The organism is Streptomyces sp. NPDC001056, assembly GCF_053598955.1.
The window spans coordinates 42,277-57,715 of sequence record NZ_JBSFLI010000006.1; the positions used below are offsets into that span (position 1 = coordinate 42,277).

Consider the following 15,439-nt stretch of genomic DNA (forward strand, 5'->3'; position numbering starts at 1 on the left):
CGCCCTACAGCTTGCGCAGGCGCAGGCGTTGCACCTTGTGGTCCGGGCCCTTCCTGAGGATCAGGGTGGCGCGGCCGCGGGTCGGGGCGATGTTCTCGGTCAGGTTGGGTTTGTTGATGGTGCGCCACAGGGCGCGGGCGTAGTCGAGGGCCTCGTCCTCGGAGACCTGGGTGTACTTGCGGAAGTACGAGTCGGGGTCCTGGAAGGCCGTCTGCCGCAGTTTGCGGAAGCGGTCGAGGTACCAGCGCTCGATGTCCTCGGTGCTCGCGTCGACGTACACGCTGAAGTCGAAGTAGTCGGCGAGGCCGACCCGGGTGCGGCCGTCCTTGCCGGGCAGGGCGGGCTGGAGGACGTTCAGGCCCTCCACGATCAGGATGTCGGGGCGGCGGACCGTGAGCTTCTGGTCCGGGACGATGTCGTAGATGAGGTGGGAGTAGACCGGCGCCGTCACCTCGCTCTTGCCGGCCTTGATGTCGGCGACGAAGCGGGTCAGCGCCCGGCGGTCGTAGGACTCGGGGAAGCCCTTGCGCGACATCAGGCCGCGGGCCTCCAACTCCTCGGTGGGCAGCAGGAAGCCGTCCGTGGTGACCAGCTCGACGTGCGGGTGCTCGGGCCAGCGGGACAGCAGGGCCTGCAGGAGACGGGCGACGGTGGACTTGCCGACGGCGACGGAGCCGGCGACGCCTATGACGAACGGCGTGCCGGACTGGGAGCCCTGCTCGCCGAGGAAGGTGTTCAGCGCGCCTCTGAGGGCGTCGGTCGCGCCGACGTAGAGATTGAGCAGACGGGACAGCGGGAGGTAGATGTCGCGCACCTCGTCCAGGTCGATCACATCGCCCAGACCGCGCAGCTTCTCCACCTCCTCGGCGGTGAGCGGCAGCGGCGTCTTGTCGCGCAGCGCGCTCCACTCGGCGCGGGTGAGGTCGACGTAAGGAGTCGCCTCCGGCCTGTGCCGGTGGGCGCTCCGGGGCATCGAGGGGACCGGTGAGATCACATTCCATTGTTAACGGAGTTTGAACGGGGTGGCGGGGTGGGGTACGTCACGCGTTCGGTGGCGTGCGTCACGCGGTCGCTCCCCACCCCGCCGCCTCGACGGGGCCTCAGGTGTTGATCAGCGACACCTGGCGGGAGTTCTGCAGGATGCTGCCGAACTGCGGGATGGCGTTGAGTATCTCCATCCCGACCTGGCCGGGCTTGAGCAGCTGGGCCCCCGCCGTCCCGATCCGCCGCCGGCCGTCCGCCGCGGTGCCGGAGGGCAGCACGGCCACGGTGCCGTCGCCGTTGTTCTGCCAGGGGCTACCCGAGATCAGGTCGGCCCCGCCGTCGTGGTCGAGGTCGGTGAGCAGCACGGCGGTGCCGAAGTTGCCGTCCGGATCGCCGGGGACACTGTGGTTGCCCGGGTAGAAGTACTGGGGTGCCGCCGTGGTGTCGACGCCCGCCTTGGAGCCGTACAGCACGGTGACGGTGCCCATGTTGTAGTACATGAGCCCCCACAGCCGCATGTTCTCCTGCGGGGCGCCGATGGCGAGGTCGAGCAGTCCGTCGCCGTTGATGTCGCCGAGGGCCACCGACTGCCCGAACTTGTCCCAGCTCTCGGAGTCGCCGGGGATGGTGCCCGACTCCTGGGTGATGGTCTGGGTGCGGCCGGAGGGGCCCGAGGCGGAGCCGTAGGTGACGACGACCTTGCCGCCGATGGGGCCGTCCGCGCTGTTCCGGCCCCAGTAGACGCCGGTGACGATGTCGCCGCGGCCGTCGCCGTCGAGGTCGCCGATGGCGCCGGCGACGCCGCCGGGCATCTTCTCGGCGCTGGTGGTCGAGGGGCCGGTGGCGGTGCCCGGCACGAAGTAGTTGACGTTGTAGTACGTGCCGTCGGCGCCCTTGGCGGGGTTCAGGCCGTTGACCATCAGGTCCGCGCGGCCGTCGCCGTTGACGTCCCCGGCGGTGAGGTTGGTGATCCCGGCCTCCGGTGCGGCGCGCAGCGGCAGGGAGCGGGTGGCGAGGGCTCCGGCCCTGCCGCCGCGGGAGATGCCCTTGCGGAAGGTGTAGAGGGTGGACCCGTTGGTGCCGACGGCCAGGTCGGTGCGGCCGTCGCCGTCGAAGTCGCCGGCCGCGAGCGAGGCGCCGAAGCGGTCGTGGGCGGCCGGGGCCGGGTCGGGGACCGTGGAGGCCGAGGTCAGGCCGTTCGCGGAGCCCCACATGATCTGCACCAGGCCGCCGTTGACGTCGCTGCCCACGTCCTCCAGCGGGGTGCCGACGGCGAGGTCGGTGTAGCCGTCGTGGTCGAAGTCGCCCGCGGTGGTCGCGGCGCCGAACAGGTCCCCGTTCTCGGCCGTGCCCGGCACCCAGGACGCGTCCTGGGTGATGGTGGTGCGCCGGTCGGCGGAGACACCCTGGGCGGACCCGTAGAGGACGGCGACCGCGCCCACCCGCCACTTGCCGTTCAGCCGGGCGGCCGGGGCGGTGGCGGCGAAGTCGCCGTACCCGTCGCCGTTGAAGTCGGTCAGGGGCTGCTTCGCGGCCGTCGCGCTCGACCCGGTCGCGGCGGCGGGCCCGGTCAGCCCGACGGTGAGGCCCCCGGCCAGGGCCGCGGCGACGGCCGTGGCCAGGACGGTGCGATGTCTACGCTTCACCTGTGTGTCTCCCGTTGTTCGCTTGCGGCGTTCGGCCGCTAGACCTCTGACCGGGTCGCACGGTTGTGCGGGAGCGTGGGTGTGCTCTGAAAGGGCCCAGGATTTCCGAATTCGGGCACGCGGCGCCACTTTTGACGGGGGAGCGGCCCGTAGGCTGCGGCTCATGTGCGGAATCGTGGGATACGTAGGGTCGCAGTCGGCGCTCGATGTCGTGATGGCCGGGCTGAAGCGGCTGGAGTACCGGGGTTACGACTCGGCGGGCGTCGCTCTGCTGGCGGACGGCGGTCTGGCCGCCGCGAAGAAGGCGGGGAAACTGGTCAACCTGGAGAAGGAACTGGTCGAACGGCCGCTGCCGGCCGGCTCGACGGGCATCGGACACACCCGCTGGGCCACCCACGGCGGCCCCACGGACGACAACGCGCACCCGCACCTGGACAACGCGGGCCGGGTCGCCGTCGTCCACAACGGCATCATCGAGAACTTCGCGGTGCTGCGGGCCGAGCTGGCCGAGCGCGGCCATGAGCTGAGGTCCGAGACGGACACCGAGGTCGTCGCCCATCTGCTGGCCGAGGAGTACTCGGCGACCGGTGACCTCGCCGAGTCGATGCGACTGGTGTGCCGGCGTCTGGAGGGCGCGTTCACGCTGGTCGCGGTGCACGCGGACGCCCCGGACGTGGTGGTCGGCGCGCGCCGCAACTCCCCGCTGGTGGTCGGCGTCGGCGAGGGCGAGGCGTTCCTCGCCTCGGACGTCGCCGCGTTCATCGCGCACACCCGCTCGGCGATCGAGCTGGGCCAGGACCAGGTGGTGGAGCTGCGCCGCGACGGCGTGACCGTGACCGGCTTCGACGGCCGCCCCGCCGAGGTGCGGTCCTACCACGTGGACTGGGACGCCTCGGCCGCCGAGAAGGACGGCTACGACTACTTCATGCTCAAGGAGATCGCCGAGCAGCCCAAGGCGGTCGCCGACACCCTGCTCGGCCGGATCGACCCGTCCGGCTCCCTCACCCTGGACGAGCTGCGGATCACCCCGTCCGAGCTGCGCGAGATCGACAAGGTCGTGATCGTGGCGTGCGGTACGGCCTTCCACGCGGGTCTGATCGCCAAGTACGCGATCGAACACTGGACGCGCATCCCCTGCGAGGTGGAGCTGGCCAGCGAGTTCCGTTACCGGGACCCGATCCTGGGCGGCCGCTCCCTGGTGATCGCGATCTCCCAGTCCGGCGAGACCATGGACACGCTGATGGCGCTGCGGCACGCCCGTGAGCAGGGCTCCAAGGTGCTCGCCATCTGCAACACCAACGGCTCCACCATCCCGCGCGAGTCCGACGCGGTGCTGTACACGCACGCGGGTCCCGAGGTCGCGGTCGCCTCCACCAAGGCGTTCCTGACCCAGCTGGTCGCCTGCTACCTGGTCGCCCTGTACCTGGGCCAGGTGCGCGGCACCAAGTGGGGCGACGAGATCCACTCGGTGATCAGGGACCTGTCGCGGATCTCGGTCGAGGTCGAGCGCGTCCTGGAGACCATGGAGCCGGTACGGGCGCTGGCCCGCACGCTGGCCACCAAGGACACGGTGCTCTTCCTGGGCCGGCACGTGGGCTACCCGGTCGCCCTCGAAGGCGCGCTCAAGCTCAAGGAACTCGCCTACATGCACGCCGAGGGCTTCGCGGCGGGCGAGCTGAAGCACGGGCCGATCGCGCTGGTCGAGGAGGACATGCCGGTGGTGGTCGTCGTACCGTCGCCGCGCGGTCGCTCGGTGCTGCACGACAAGATCGTCTCCAACATCCAGGAGATCCGGGCGCGCGGGGCGCGCACCATCGTGATCGCCGAGGAGGGGGACGAGGCGGTCGTCCCGTACGCCGACCACCTCATCCGCATCCCGGTCACACCGACCCTGCTCCAGCCGGTGGTGGCCACGGTGCCGCTCCAGGTCTTCGCCTGCGAGCTGGCCGCCGTGCGGGGCAACGAGGTGGACCAGCCGCGGAACCTGGCGAAGTCGGTGACCGTGGAGTGACGCACCCGGCTAGTGGACCGAGAAGCCTCCGTCGACACAGATCGACTGGCCCGTGACGTAGGCGGAGGCACCGCTCGCGAGGAAGACGGCGGCGCCCGCGAAGTCATCGGCGAGGCCGTTGCGCCCGGTCATGGTGCGCGCGGCCAGCGCCGCGACCTTCTCCGGGTCGGCGGACAGGCGGGCGTTGAGCGGGGTCATCACGAAGCCCGGCACCAGCGTGTTGCAGGTGACGCCGTACGGCGACCACGCCTCCGCCTGCGAGCGGGCGAGCGACTCCAGCGCGCCCTTGGAGACGCCGTACGCGCCGCTGCCCACGAAGGCGCGGTGCGCCTGCTGGGAGCTGATGTGGATGATCCGGCCGAAGCCGCGCTCGGCCATCTGGGGCCCGAACCGCTGTCCCAGCAGGAACGGCGCCTCCAGGTTCACGGCCATGGTGGCGTCCCAGACGCCCTCGTCCAGCTCGTCCATCGGGGGCCGCAGATTGATCCCGGCCGAGTTCACGAGGATGTCCGGCTCCCCGAACGCGTCCGCCGCCTCCTCGGCCGCCGCGCGCACGCCCTCCCGGCTGCCGAGGTCCCCGGCGACCCAGGCCACCCGGCACCCCTCCGTCGTCAACTCGGCTGCGGTGGCGGCGAGTTGCTCCTCGCCCCGGGCCACGACCACCACGCTCGCCCCGGCCCGCGCCAGCGCCCCCGCGATGCCCCGGCCGATGCCGGAACTGCCCCCGGTGACCAGGGCGACGCGGCCGTCGAGGGAGAACAGGTCGGTGAGGTAGGTCTGCTGGGGCGGGGTCTGCGAAGACGCGGCGCTGTTCATGGCCGAAGCGTAGAGGGCGCCCCGGGAACGGCTGTCTAGGGTGCTGTCCATGAGCATCATCGGAGTCGGGATCGACGTGGCGGAGATCGACCGCTTCCGGGCGTCCCTGGAGCGGACCCCCCAGCTGGCCGACCGGCTGTTCGTGGTGGGGGAGTTGCTGCTGCCCAGCGGGGAGCGGCGCGGGATCGCCTCGCTGGCGGCCCGGTTCGCGGCGAAGGAGGCGCTGGCCAAGGCGCTCGGGGCACCGCCGGGGCTGCTGTGGACGGACGCCGAGGTGTACGTCGAGGACAGCGGGCGGCCGCGGCTGCGGGTGCGCGGCACCGTCGCCGCGCGCGCCGCCGAACTGGGGGTGCGGTCCTGGCACGTGTCCCTCAGCCATGACGCGGGCATCGCCTCCGCCGTGGTGGTCGCCGAGGGCTGAGCGGCCCGGCCCGGGTGTGGGCGGTGGGGGTTACGGGGCAGACTCGGTGCCATGCGGAATGCGTACAGCGTGGAGACGGTGCGGGCGGCCGAGCGGGCCCTGATGGCGCGGCTGCCCGAGGGGGCGCTGATGCAGCGGGCGGCGGCCGGGCTGAGCGCCGCCTGCGCCGACCTGCTGGGCCGGGTGTACGGCAGCCGGGTGGTCCTGCTGATCGGCAGCGGCGACAACGGCGGGGACGCCCTGTACGCGGGCGCCCGGCTGGCGCGACGGGGGGCCGGAGTGACGGCCGTCCTCCTCGCACCGGACCGCGCGCACGGCGGGGGACTGGCCGCGCTGCGGCGGGCCGGGGGCGTGAGCGTCGTACCGGGATCGGCGGACGAGGCGATCGGGCGGGCCGATCTCGTGGTGGACGGCATCGTCGGGATCGGCGGGCGGGGCGGGCTGCGGCCCGATGCCGCGCGGCTGCTGGAGGCCGTGCAGCGGTCCCGCGCCGCGGTGGTGGCGGTGGACCTGCCCAGCGGCGTCGAGGCGGACACCGGGGAGGTGCGCGGCGCGGCCGTACGGGCGGACCTCACCGTCACGTTCGGCGCGTACAAACCCGGACTGCTGGTGGATCCGGCGCGGGAGTACGCCGGGGTCGTACGGCTCGTGGACATCGGCCTGGAGCTGCCCGCCGAGGCCGAGCTGGAGGCGCCGCAGCACGCCGACGTGGCACGGCTGCTGCCGCGCCCCGCCGCCGAGAGCGACAAGTACCGGCGGGGTGTGGTCGGCATCGCCGCCGGGTCCGCCCGCTACCCGGGCGCCGCGGTGCTCGCCGTCTCCGGGGCGCTGCGCGGTGGCGCCGGGGCCGTGCGCTACGTCGGCCCGGCCGCGGACGCGGTCATCGCCCGCTTCCCCGAGACCCTGGTCTCCGACCGGGGCCCGGCCAAGGCGGGCCGGGTGCAGGCATGGGTCACCGGACCGGGCGCGGGCGACGACGCGGCGACCGTCGCGGAGGTGCTGGCCACCGAGGTCCCGGTGCTGCTGGACGCGGACGGGCTGCGGCTCGCCGAACGGGACGCCGTACGAGGCCGTCCGGCCCCCACCCTGATGACGCCGCACGCGGGCGAGGCCGCCGCGCTCCTCGGCGTGCCGCGCGAGGAGGTCGAGGGCGCCCGGCTCGCCGCGGTACGCGAACTGGCCGCGGTCTACCGGGCGACGGTGCTGCTCAAGGGCTCCACCACGCTGGTCGCCGACGCGGCGGGCGGCGCCACCCGGGTGAACGCCACCGGCACCCCCTGGTTGGCCACCGCCGGCAGCGGCGACGTCCTCTCCGGCCTCGGCGGCTCTTTGCTGGCCGCGGGCCTGTCCGCGCTGGACGCGGGCAGTGCGGCCGCGTATCTGCACGGCCTGGCGGGGCGGTTCGCGGCGCGGGGGGCTCCGGCGGGTGCGCATGACGTGGCGGAGTGTGTGCCGCAGGCGTGGCGGGACGTGTGGGACTGAGAGGTGGGGCGGGACGCGGCGCGAGGGGCCGGGGGCCGGGCAGAGTGGGGGCATGACGAGGACCACGCCGCCGCGCCCGCTCGATGTCGAGGCGCTTTTCCCGGAGTTGGCGGCGCACCGGGGCACCACCACCCGACTCCATCCGCGCCCGGGTGTGCCGGGCGTGACGGAGAGTTCCGTGGGCGGGCCGCTGCTCTGGCCGGCGGACGAGCCCTGGCCGGTGTGCACCGAGCCGCACCCCCACGCGCGCGGGCGGCGCCCGGACGACATCCGCCGGCGGCGGCGGATCCTGGCCGAGGCATGGGCGAGGGAGGAGCCGGACAGCGGCCCCACGGACGAGGAACGCCTGCTGCTCACGGAACTGGAGCGGCGGCACCGCCTCGAAGGGGACGCGGCGGACGGCCCGTTGCCGCTGATCGGCCTCGCGCAGCTGTTCCGCCGGGACATACCCGACCTGCCCGCCGGGCCGGACGGCTGCGACCTGCTCCAGGTGTTCTGGTGCCCCTTCGACGCCCACGGCCCGTCCTGCCGCGGCATGCTGCTCGACCTGCGCTGGCGCCGCTCGTGGGAGGTCACCGGCGTACTGACGGCGCCGCCGCGGCCGCAGGTCGTCGGCTTCGACGGGTATGTGCCCGAGCCGTGCGTGCTGCGTCCGGAGCAGGTCGTCACCTATCCGTTCGCCGGGCTCCTGCCGGAGGACCTCCGCGACCGGATCGAGGCATGGGAGGAGGAGCGGGAGGAAGCCTGGGAGGAGGCCGAGGAGGACCGCGGCGAGCCGCTCGGCGGGGACACCGGGGCGCCCGAGGGGCCGGTGAGCTACCAGTGCGACCTGTCCATCCCGCCGGGCTTCCGCGTCGGCGGCTTCGCCTCCTGGCACACCACCGACCCCTCCCCGGTGAACTGCCCCGCCTGCACGGCCCCGATGCGGCTGCTGCTCACCGTCGACAGCTCCGAGTGGGACGGCGGCAGCGGCAGCTGGCGGCCGGTGGAGGAGCAGGGCCTGCCCGCGCACTCGCACGGCACCCCGACCGAGGTCACCGTGGGCCGCGCAGGCGAACTCAACGTCTTCGCCTGCGCGGTGGACCCCCGCCATCCGCACCGCTGGAGCATCCAGTGACCACGGGCGCGTCACCCGCGCGGTGGGCCGCCTCCGGCACCGCACCGGGAGCCGGCGGCGCCCTCTGAGAGACTGGGGGCGCCATGACTGAGACTGCACCTGTGCCGACCGCCCCCCTGCGTGCCCGTGCCGAGATCGATCTGGGTGCCCTGCGCGCCAATGTGCGGACCCTGCGCGCCCGCGTGGGGGACGCGGCCGTGATGGCCGTCGTCAAGGCCGACGGATACGGCCACGGCGCGCTCCCCTGTGCCCGTGCGGCCGTCGAGGCCGGGGCCACCTGGCTCGGCACCGCCACGCCCGAGGAGGCCCTCGCGCTGCGCGCGGCCGGGCTGACCCAGCGCGTGCTGTGCTGGCTGTGGGTGCCCGGCGGACCCTGGCGGCAGGCGATCGAGGCCGACATCGACGTGTCGGTCAGCGGGATGTGGGCGCTGGACGAGGCCACCGCGGCCGCCCGCGCCGCCGGGCGGACCGCGCGCGTCCAGCTCAAGGCGGACACCGGGCTCGGCCGCAACGGCTGCCAGCCCGGTGCCGACTGGGCGGAGCTGGTCGCCGCCGCCCTGCGCGCCGAGGCCGACGGCCTGGTCCGGGTCACCGGCCTGTGGTCGCACTTCGCCTGCGCCGACGAGCCCGGCCATCCCTCCATCACCGCCCAGCTCACCCGCTTCCGGGAGATGGTGGCGTACGCCGAGGGACAGGGAGTGCGCCCCGAGGTGCGGCACATCGCCAACTCGCCGGCCACGCTCACCCTTCCCGAGACCCACTTCGACCTGGTCCGTCCCGGTATCGCCATGTACGGCCTGTCGCCCAGCCCCGAGCTCGGCACCCCGGCGGACTTCGGCCTGCGCCCGGTGATGACGCTCAGCGCCTCGCTCGCGCTGGTCAAGCACGTGCCGGGCGGACACGGCATCAGTTACGGCCACCACTACGTCACCCCCGGCGCCACCACCCTCGGCCTCGTCCCGCTCGGCTACGGCGACGGCATCCCGCGGCACGCCTCCGGCGCCGGCCCGGTCCTGGTCGACGGCAAGTGGCGGACGGCCGCCGGGCGGATCGCCATGGACCAGTTCGTGGTGGACCTCAGCGGCGACGAACCCCCGGTCGGCGCCGAGGCCGTGCTCTTCGGGCCCGGCGACCGGGGCGAGCCCACCGCCGAGGACTGGGCGGCGGCCTGCGGCACGATCGCCTACGAGATCGTCACCCGCATCGGTACCCGGGTGCCGCGCGTCTACGTCAACGAGAAGGAGCGCGGGTAACTCGTCCGGGGTCATCCGAAATCACGTGTAACAACGGTCACATCCGCGCCCCCGGTCCACCCGTCTCGGCGAACATCGGTACGGCGAACATCGGTACGGCGAGCCGGTACGACGGGTCGGTACGACGGCGAGGAGGAGCGGCACGTGAGCGACAGCAGGGCGGCGGACGTTGTGACGGACGCCGCCGCCTCCGTCGCGGGGGCGGCCGGGAGCTGGCGCAGGGCGACCGGCATCGCCGGTGCCGCGATAGGCGTCCTCGCCGCGGGCGCGGCGGCCGGCGTCGCCGTCGAGCGGATGACGGTGGGCCGCGCGGTGCGTCGCAAGGCCCGGCTGGCGCTGGACTCCGCGGGGCCCTACGGCACCCTGCGCGGCACCCCGGGCAAGGCGTACGCCGACGACGGCACCGAGCTGTACTACGAGGTCGACGAGGTCGAGCCGGACACGGGCGCGCTGCCCTCCCCGCGCAGGCGCAGGCTCTTCGGCCGCAAGGCGCCCGTCCCGGCCACCGTCGTCTTCTGCCACGGCTACTGCCTCAACCAGGACTCCTGGCACTTCCAGCGGGCGGCCCTGCGCGGGGTCGTGCGCACCGTGCACTGGGACCAGCGCAGCCACGGCCGCTCCGGGCGGGGCGTGGCGCAGCACCGGGACCGGGAGCCGCTCACCATCGACCAGCTCGGCCGCGATCTGAAGGCGGTCGTCGACGCCGCCGTGCCCGAGGGGCCGATCGTGCTGGTCGGCCACTCGATGGGCGGGATGACCATCATGGCGCTCGCCGCCGAGTACCCGGAGCTGATCGAGGAGCGGGTGGTCGCCACCGCGTTCGTCGGCACCTCCTCGGGGCGGCTCGGCGAGGTGAACTTCGGGCTGCCGGTGGCCGGCGTCAACGCGATACGCCGGGTCCTGCCCGGGGTGCTCAGGGCGCTCGGGCAGCAGGCGGAACTGGTGGAGAAGGGGCGCCGGGCCACGGCGGAGCTGTTCGCCGGGATCATCAAGCGGTACTCGTTCGGTGGGCGGGACGTCGACCCGGCGGTGGAGCGGTTCGCCGAGCGGATGATCGAGTCCACGCCGATCGACGTGGTCGCCGAGTTCTATCCGGCCTTCACCGACCACGACAAGACGGACGCGCTGGCCCGTTTCCGGGACATGCCGGTGCTGGTGCTGGCGGGTGTGCGGGACCTGGTGACGCCGAGCGCGCACAGCGAGGCGATAGCCGACGAGCTGCCCGACGCCGAGCTGGTGCTGGTACCGGACGCCGGGCATCTGGTGATGCTGGAGCACCCGGAAGTGGTCACCGACCGCCTCGCCGACCTGCTGACCCGCGCGGGCGCGGTGCCCGCAGGGGCTACGGTTAGTGCCTATGGAACGTCCAGCAGCAGCACCGTACGACCCCGCTGAGCACGGCCCCGCCGAGACCCGGCTGACGATCACCTCGCCCGAGCAGATGCGTGAGCTGGGCCGACGCCTCGCCAAGCTGCTGCGCGCCGGTGACCTGGTGATGCTCTCCGGGGAACTGGGCGCCGGCAAGACCACGCTGACCCGGGGGCTCGGGGAGGGGCTCGGGGTGCGGGGCGCGGTCACCTCGCCGACCTTCGTGATCGCCCGGGTGCACCCCTCCCTCGGCGACGGCCCGCCGCTCGTGCACGTGGACGCCTACCGGCTCGGCGGCGGCCTGGACGAGATGGAGGACCTGGACCTCGACGTCTCGCTGTCCGACTCGGTGGTCGTCGTGGAGTGGGGCGAGGGCAAGGTCGAGGAGCTGACCGAGGACCGGCTCCAGCTCGTCATCCACCGCGCCGTCGGCGACACCACGGACGAGGTGCGGCACGTGACCGTCACCGGGCTCGGCGAGCGCTGGGCCGAGGCGGGCCTGGAGACCCTCACGGCCTGAACGGCGGGTTTTCCGACAGGCCGTCGGCAAGATGTTGCGTGGTCTTCCCGGGCGTGATGGCATGGTGTCCAGCCCGTGGTCAGGCGTGCTCTCACTACGTCGCCCCGCACCTCAGGAGGCGTCCATGACCGCTTCTCGCCCTCCGGAGCAGCCCCGGCCGTCCGGGCCGGTGCCCATGCGCGACCTCCTGGCGGCGTGCGCCGCCGCGGCGGCGGTCTCCCGCCCGCCCCGGCCCCCGGAGCCCCGTGCCCCCCGGCGGACCGAAGAGCCGCGACAGGCCGCCTGACGCCTTTGGCGGTGTCCGGGAGGCCCGGGAACCGGGAGGCCCGGAAACCGGGAGGCCCGGAAACCGGGAAGCCCCGCGACCGGGCGGGCCCCGGCCGGAGTGTTCCCGTAGCCGGTTCCTCCCGGGCGGAGCCCTCAGCGGATCACGATCACCCGCTCGCCGATCGTCGCGAACTTCCACATCGCGTCGCCGTCGGGGCGGGTCTCGCGGATGCCGCCGGTCTTGGCGCCCGCGTCGGTGTCCGGGACGGCGTCGCTGGTCACCGGGGCGCTGAAGCCGATGGTGACGCCGTCCACCGTGGTGAAGCGGACCACGTGTTCGATCGGGATGCCGTCGGTGCCGGTGACCGCGTGGGAGCGGGAGGTGACCCAGTACGTGCCGGTGGGCGGGTCCACCGTGCCGGGCCGGACCCTGAAGGTGCGCAGGACCCGGTTGCCGCCGCCGACCAGCCAGACCCGGTCGTCGTCCACCGAGTACACGACCCGTTCACCCTTGCCGGAACCGCTCGGCAGCGCGGTCGGGTGACGCCGGTCGCGGGGCGCCTTGGTGGCCTGTCCGCCGGGCGAGCCGCTCACCGCGGAGCGGCCGCCGAGGCCCGCCGGCGCGGTCGCGTGCGCCTCGTAGGCCAGGAAGCCGACGACGCCGACGGCCGCCGCGGTGAGGCCGGCCACGATTCCCGAGCTGGTCCCTGTCACCCGCGCCCTCCTCCGTCGTGCGTCATATGTCGTACTTCGTACAGACCGTAGCAGCCGGTGACCGTCGGCCCCGGGCGGCCGTGCACGAGGCGCGGGCGCCGTAGGCTGTTCGCGTGCTCTTGCTCGCTCTGGATACCGCAACACCCGCCGTCACCGTCGCGCTGCACGACGGCACGGACGTCATCGCCTCGTCGAAACAGGTGGACGCGCGCCGGCACGGGGAGCTGCTGCTGCCGGCCGTCGACCGGGTCCTCACCGAGGCCGGCCTGAAACTGGAGGCGGTCACCGGGATCGTCGTCGGCACCGGGCCCGGCCCCTACACCGGGCTGCGGGTCGGTCTGATGACCGCCGACACCTTCGGCCTGGCGCTCGGCGTCCCCGTGTACGGCGTGTGCACCCTGGACGGCCTCGCCTACGCCGCCGACATCGAGAAGGGCCCCTTCGTCGTGGCGACCGACGCCCGGCGCAAGGAGGTCTACTGGGCGACGTACGCCGACTCCCGCACCCGGCTGACCGGCCCGGCCGTCGACCGCCCGGCCGAGATCGCCGAGAAGGTCGCCGGGCTCCCGGCGGTCGGCGCGGGCGCCCTGCTCTACCCGGACACGTTCCCGCGCGCCCACGAGCCCGAGCACGTGTCCGCCGCCGCGCTGGCCGCGCTCGCCGCGGAGCGGCTCGCCGCGGGCGAGGAGCTGCCCGCGCCCCGGCCGCTGTACCTGCGCCGCCCGGACGCCCAGGTCCCCAAGAACTACAAGGTGGTCACCCCGAAGTGACCGTGGAACTGCGCGAGATGCGCTGGTGGGACATCGATCCGGTCCTGGAGCTGGAGAAGGACCTGTTCCCGGAGGACGCCTGGTCCCGGGGCATGTTCTGGTCCGAGCTGGCCCACTCCCGGGGCCCCGCGGCCACCCGCCGCTATGTCGTGGCCGAGGACGGCACCGGCCGGATCACCGGCTACGCGGGCCTCGCCGCCTCCGGCGACCTGGCCGACGTCCAGACCATCGCCGTCGCCCGCGACCAGCAGGGTTCGGGCCTCGGCGGACGGCTGCTGACCGACCTGCTGAGGGCGGCCACCGCGTTCGAGTGCCGCGAGGTGATGCTCGAATGCCGGGTGGACAACGTGCGCGCGCAGAAGCTCTACGAGCGTTTCGGCTTCGCCCCCATCGGGTTCAGACGCGGCTACTACCAGCCAGGGAACGTGGATGCCCTGGTGATGCGCCTGACCGACCCTTCCGCATCTGTTCAAGGAACCGAGATCAATGGCTGACGAACCCCTCGTCCTCGGCATCGAGACCTCCTGCGACGAGACCGGCGTCGGCATCGTGCGCGGCACCACCCTGCTGGCCGACGCCGTCGCCTCCAGCGTGGACGAGCACGCCCGCTTCGGCGGCGTCGTCCCCGAGGTGGCGTCCCGGGCCCATCTGGAGGCGATGGTCCCGACCATCGAGCGCGCCCTGAAGGAGGCCGGGGTCAGCGCCAAGGACCTCGACGGCATCTCGGTGACCGCCGGGCCCGGCCTCGCGGGCGCCCTGCTCGTCGGCGTCTCCGCCGCCAAGGCCTACGCCTACGCGCTGGGCAAGCCCCTCTACGGCGTCAACCACCTCGCCTCCCACATCTGCGTGGACCAGCTGGAGCACGGCCCGCTGCCCGAGCCGACGATGGCGCTGCTGGTCTCCGGCGGCCACTCCTCGCTGCTGCTGTCCTCGGACATCACCGCCGACGTACGGCCGATGGGCGCGACCATCGACGACGCGGCCGGCGAGGCCTTCGACAAGATCGCCCGCGTGCTGAACCTGGGCTTCCCCGGCGGTCCGGTCATCGACCGGTACGCGAAGGAGGGCGACCCGGAGGCGATCAGCTTCCCGCGCGGTCTGACCGGCCCGCGCGACCCGGCGTACGACTTCTCCTTCTCCGGCCTGAAGACCGCCGTGGCCCGCTGGATCGAGGCCAGGCGCGCGGCCGGCGAGGAGGTCCCGGTGCGCGACGTGGCCGCGTCCTTCCAGGAGGCCGTGGTGGACGTGCTCACCCGCAAGGCCGTGCGCGCCTGCAAGGACGAGGGCGTCGACCACCTGATGATCGGCGGCGGTGTCGCGGCCAACTCCCGGCTGCGCGCCCTCGCCCAGGAGCGCTGCGAGGCGGCCGGCATCCGGCTGCGGGTGCCGCGCCCCAAGCTGTGCACGGACAACGGCGCGATGGTGGCCGCGCTCGGCGCCGAGATGGTCGCGCGGGGCCGGGCCGCCTCCAGCTGGGACCTGTCGGCCGATTCCTCCCTGCCGGTCACCGACCCGCATGTGCCGGGCGACCACGACCATGTGCACGAGGTCAGCAAGGGGAACCTGTACTCATGACCCTCGCGCTGATGTGGGAGGCGCGCGCCGCCGCGGGCCGGGGCGAGGAACTGCTCGCCTGGGCCCGCGCACAGCGGCTCGACCCGGCGCCGTCGCGCCGCGAGACCTTCCGCGCGCCGCAGGACCGGGTGCTGGTCATCACGTGGTGGGAGGCGCCGTACGACGCGGTGGTGCCGGAACTGCCGGAGCCGGAACCCGAGTTGGTCACCCGGGCCGTGCACCGCTGGCGCTTCGAGGCGGTCCCGTCCGAGTAGGGGCGACTGAACCCCCTTTGTCCCGGCCGGGTTTGCGGTCGCCGTCCGCGGCGGTCTATGATCATCACACAGCGAACGGCCGGGAAGCCCGGTACGAACGCAGTGCGTTGGTGGTCCAAGGAAAGACGTCCCGCTTCCTGCGGGGAGATGCAGGTGCAAGGCCTGCCCGGCGCTCCATTCACACCCCGTCTCCGGTGTTCCGGAGGCGGGGTGTGCGCGTTGCCCCCGAGGGGCCGTCGGC

General features: G+C 73.6%; 15 protein-coding genes and 1 tRNA gene. 12 read left to right on the forward strand and 4 right to left on the reverse strand.

Going from position 1 to position 15,439, the window contains the following annotated elements; translation table 11 throughout:
- Positions 1 to 4: 4 nt before the first annotated feature.
- The gene (gene coaA / locus ACWDD7_RS09470; protein WP_351871194.1) at positions 5 to 973 is read right to left on the reverse strand and encodes a type I pantothenate kinase; all 969 of its coding nucleotides are present in this window, start codon (positions 971 to 973) and stop codon (positions 5 to 7) included.
- Between the two features lie 127 nt (positions 974 to 1,100).
- Positions 1,101 to 2,630, reverse strand: a complete 1,530-nt coding sequence (locus ACWDD7_RS09475; RefSeq protein ID WP_450456928.1) for an FG-GAP-like repeat-containing protein — start codon at positions 2,628 to 2,630, stop codon at positions 1,101 to 1,103.
- Between the two features lie 163 nt (positions 2,631 to 2,793).
- Here ACWDD7_RS09475 and glmS point away from each other — a divergent pair, with 163 nt between their 5' ends.
- A complete protein-coding gene (glmS, locus tag ACWDD7_RS09480) occupies positions 2,794 to 4,641 on the forward strand; it encodes a glutamine--fructose-6-phosphate transaminase (isomerizing) (protein WP_351871188.1) in 1,848 nt (615 codons plus the stop codon).
- Between the two features lie 9 nt (positions 4,642 to 4,650).
- Here the strand turns inward: glmS and ACWDD7_RS09485 are convergent, their stop codons facing one another.
- Positions 4,651 to 5,457, reverse strand: a complete 807-nt coding sequence (locus ACWDD7_RS09485; protein WP_450456929.1) for an SDR family NAD(P)-dependent oxidoreductase — start codon at positions 5,455 to 5,457, stop codon at positions 4,651 to 4,653.
- A 49-nt stretch (positions 5,458 to 5,506) separates the two neighbouring features.
- On the opposite strand from ACWDD7_RS09485, the gene ACWDD7_RS09490 reads away from it, so the two are divergent.
- The 6 genes from ACWDD7_RS09490 to tsaE all read left to right on the forward strand — a co-directional run bounded on the left by ACWDD7_RS09490 (position 5,507) and on the right by tsaE (position 11,618).
- On the forward strand, positions 5,507 to 5,878 hold the full coding sequence (locus tag ACWDD7_RS09490; protein WP_351880246.1) for a holo-ACP synthase: 372 nt from the start codon (positions 5,507 to 5,509) through the stop codon (positions 5,876 to 5,878).
- 51 nt (positions 5,879 to 5,929) lie between these two features.
- Positions 5,930 to 7,360, forward strand: coding sequence for an NAD(P)H-hydrate dehydratase (locus tag ACWDD7_RS09495; RefSeq protein ID WP_450456930.1), 1,431 nt, complete (start codon positions 5,930 to 5,932; stop codon positions 7,358 to 7,360).
- Positions 7,361 to 7,412: 52 nt separating this feature from the next.
- A complete protein-coding gene (locus ACWDD7_RS09500) occupies positions 7,413 to 8,477 on the forward strand; it encodes a hypothetical protein (RefSeq protein WP_450456931.1) in 1,065 nt (354 codons plus the stop codon).
- Positions 8,478 to 8,560: 83 nt separating this feature from the next.
- Positions 8,561 to 9,730, forward strand: a complete 1,170-nt coding sequence (alr, locus tag ACWDD7_RS09505) for an alanine racemase (RefSeq protein WP_450456932.1) — start codon at positions 8,561 to 8,563, stop codon at positions 9,728 to 9,730.
- Between the two features lie 144 nt (positions 9,731 to 9,874).
- A complete protein-coding gene (locus ACWDD7_RS09510) occupies positions 9,875 to 11,125 on the forward strand; it encodes an alpha/beta fold hydrolase (protein WP_450456933.1) in 1,251 nt (416 codons plus the stop codon).
- The gene (gene tsaE / locus ACWDD7_RS09515) at positions 11,088 to 11,618 is read left to right on the forward strand and encodes a tRNA (adenosine(37)-N6)-threonylcarbamoyltransferase complex ATPase subunit type 1 TsaE (protein ID WP_392218445.1); all 531 of its coding nucleotides are present in this window, start codon (positions 11,088 to 11,090) and stop codon (positions 11,616 to 11,618) included. The genes ACWDD7_RS09510 and tsaE overlap by 38 nt, the downstream gene beginning before the upstream one ends.
- A 420-nt stretch (positions 11,619 to 12,038) precedes the next feature.
- Here the strand turns inward: tsaE and ACWDD7_RS09520 are convergent, their stop codons facing one another.
- On the reverse strand, positions 12,039 to 12,599 hold the full coding sequence (locus ACWDD7_RS09520; protein ID WP_351880231.1) for a hypothetical protein: 561 nt from the start codon (positions 12,597 to 12,599) through the stop codon (positions 12,039 to 12,041).
- Positions 12,600 to 12,712: 113 nt separating this feature from the next.
- Between ACWDD7_RS09520 and tsaB the strand changes: the two genes are divergently transcribed.
- From tsaB to ACWDD7_RS09545, 5 genes are all read left to right on the forward strand, one after another.
- Complete coding sequence (tsaB, locus tag ACWDD7_RS09525; RefSeq protein WP_285561803.1) at positions 12,713 to 13,369, forward strand: tRNA (adenosine(37)-N6)-threonylcarbamoyltransferase complex dimerization subunit type 1 TsaB; 657 nt, start codon at positions 12,713 to 12,715, stop codon at positions 13,367 to 13,369.
- Between the two features lie 17 nt (positions 13,370 to 13,386).
- Entirely contained in the window at positions 13,387 to 13,863 is a 477-nt protein-coding gene (gene rimI, locus ACWDD7_RS09530) for a ribosomal protein S18-alanine N-acetyltransferase (protein ID WP_351881672.1), read from the forward strand.
- Positions 13,856 to 14,944, forward strand: coding sequence for a tRNA (adenosine(37)-N6)-threonylcarbamoyltransferase complex transferase subunit TsaD (tsaD, locus tag ACWDD7_RS09535; protein ID WP_450456934.1), 1,089 nt, complete (start codon positions 13,856 to 13,858; stop codon positions 14,942 to 14,944). Before rimI ends, tsaD begins: the two co-directional genes overlap by 8 nt.
- Positions 14,941 to 15,198 carry a hypothetical protein gene (locus ACWDD7_RS09540; RefSeq protein ID WP_351881669.1) on the forward strand — a complete coding sequence of 86 codons (258 nt, stop codon included), beginning with the start codon at positions 14,941 to 14,943 and terminating at the stop codon, positions 15,196 to 15,198. Before tsaD ends, ACWDD7_RS09540 begins: the two co-directional genes overlap by 4 nt.
- A 104-nt stretch (positions 15,199 to 15,302) precedes the next feature.
- Positions 15,303 to 15,375: transfer RNA gene (locus ACWDD7_RS09545), tRNA-Arg, on the forward strand.
- Positions 15,376 to 15,439: the final 64 nt, after the last annotated feature.

Bases quoted from the DNA above. Each gene is read 5' to 3' on its own strand.
- coaA (WP_351871194.1), bottom strand. From the start codon at position 973: ATGCCCCGGAGCGCCCACCGGCACAGGCCGGAGGCGACTCCTTACGTC.
- glmS (WP_351871188.1), top strand. From the start codon at position 2,794: ATGTGCGGAATCGTGGGATACGTAGGGTCGCAGTCGGCGCTCGATGTC.
- ACWDD7_RS09485 (WP_450456929.1), bottom strand. From the start codon at position 5,457: ATGAACAGCGCCGCGTCTTCGCAGACCCCGCCCCAGCAGACCTACCTC.
- ACWDD7_RS09490 (WP_351880246.1), top strand. From the start codon at position 5,507: ATGAGCATCATCGGAGTCGGGATCGACGTGGCGGAGATCGACCGCTTC.
- ACWDD7_RS09495 (WP_450456930.1), top strand. From the start codon at position 5,930: ATGCGGAATGCGTACAGCGTGGAGACGGTGCGGGCGGCCGAGCGGGCC.
- ACWDD7_RS09500 (WP_450456931.1), top strand. From the start codon at position 7,413: ATGACGAGGACCACGCCGCCGCGCCCGCTCGATGTCGAGGCGCTTTTC.
- alr (WP_450456932.1), top strand. From the start codon at position 8,561: ATGACTGAGACTGCACCTGTGCCGACCGCCCCCCTGCGTGCCCGTGCC.
- tsaE (WP_392218445.1), top strand. From the start codon at position 11,088: ATGGAACGTCCAGCAGCAGCACCGTACGACCCCGCTGAGCACGGCCCC.
- rimI (WP_351881672.1), top strand. From the start codon at position 13,387: ATGCGCTGGTGGGACATCGATCCGGTCCTGGAGCTGGAGAAGGACCTG.
- tsaD (WP_450456934.1), top strand. From the start codon at position 13,856: ATGGCTGACGAACCCCTCGTCCTCGGCATCGAGACCTCCTGCGACGAG.
- ACWDD7_RS09540 (WP_351881669.1), top strand. From the start codon at position 14,941: ATGACCCTCGCGCTGATGTGGGAGGCGCGCGCCGCCGCGGGCCGGGGC.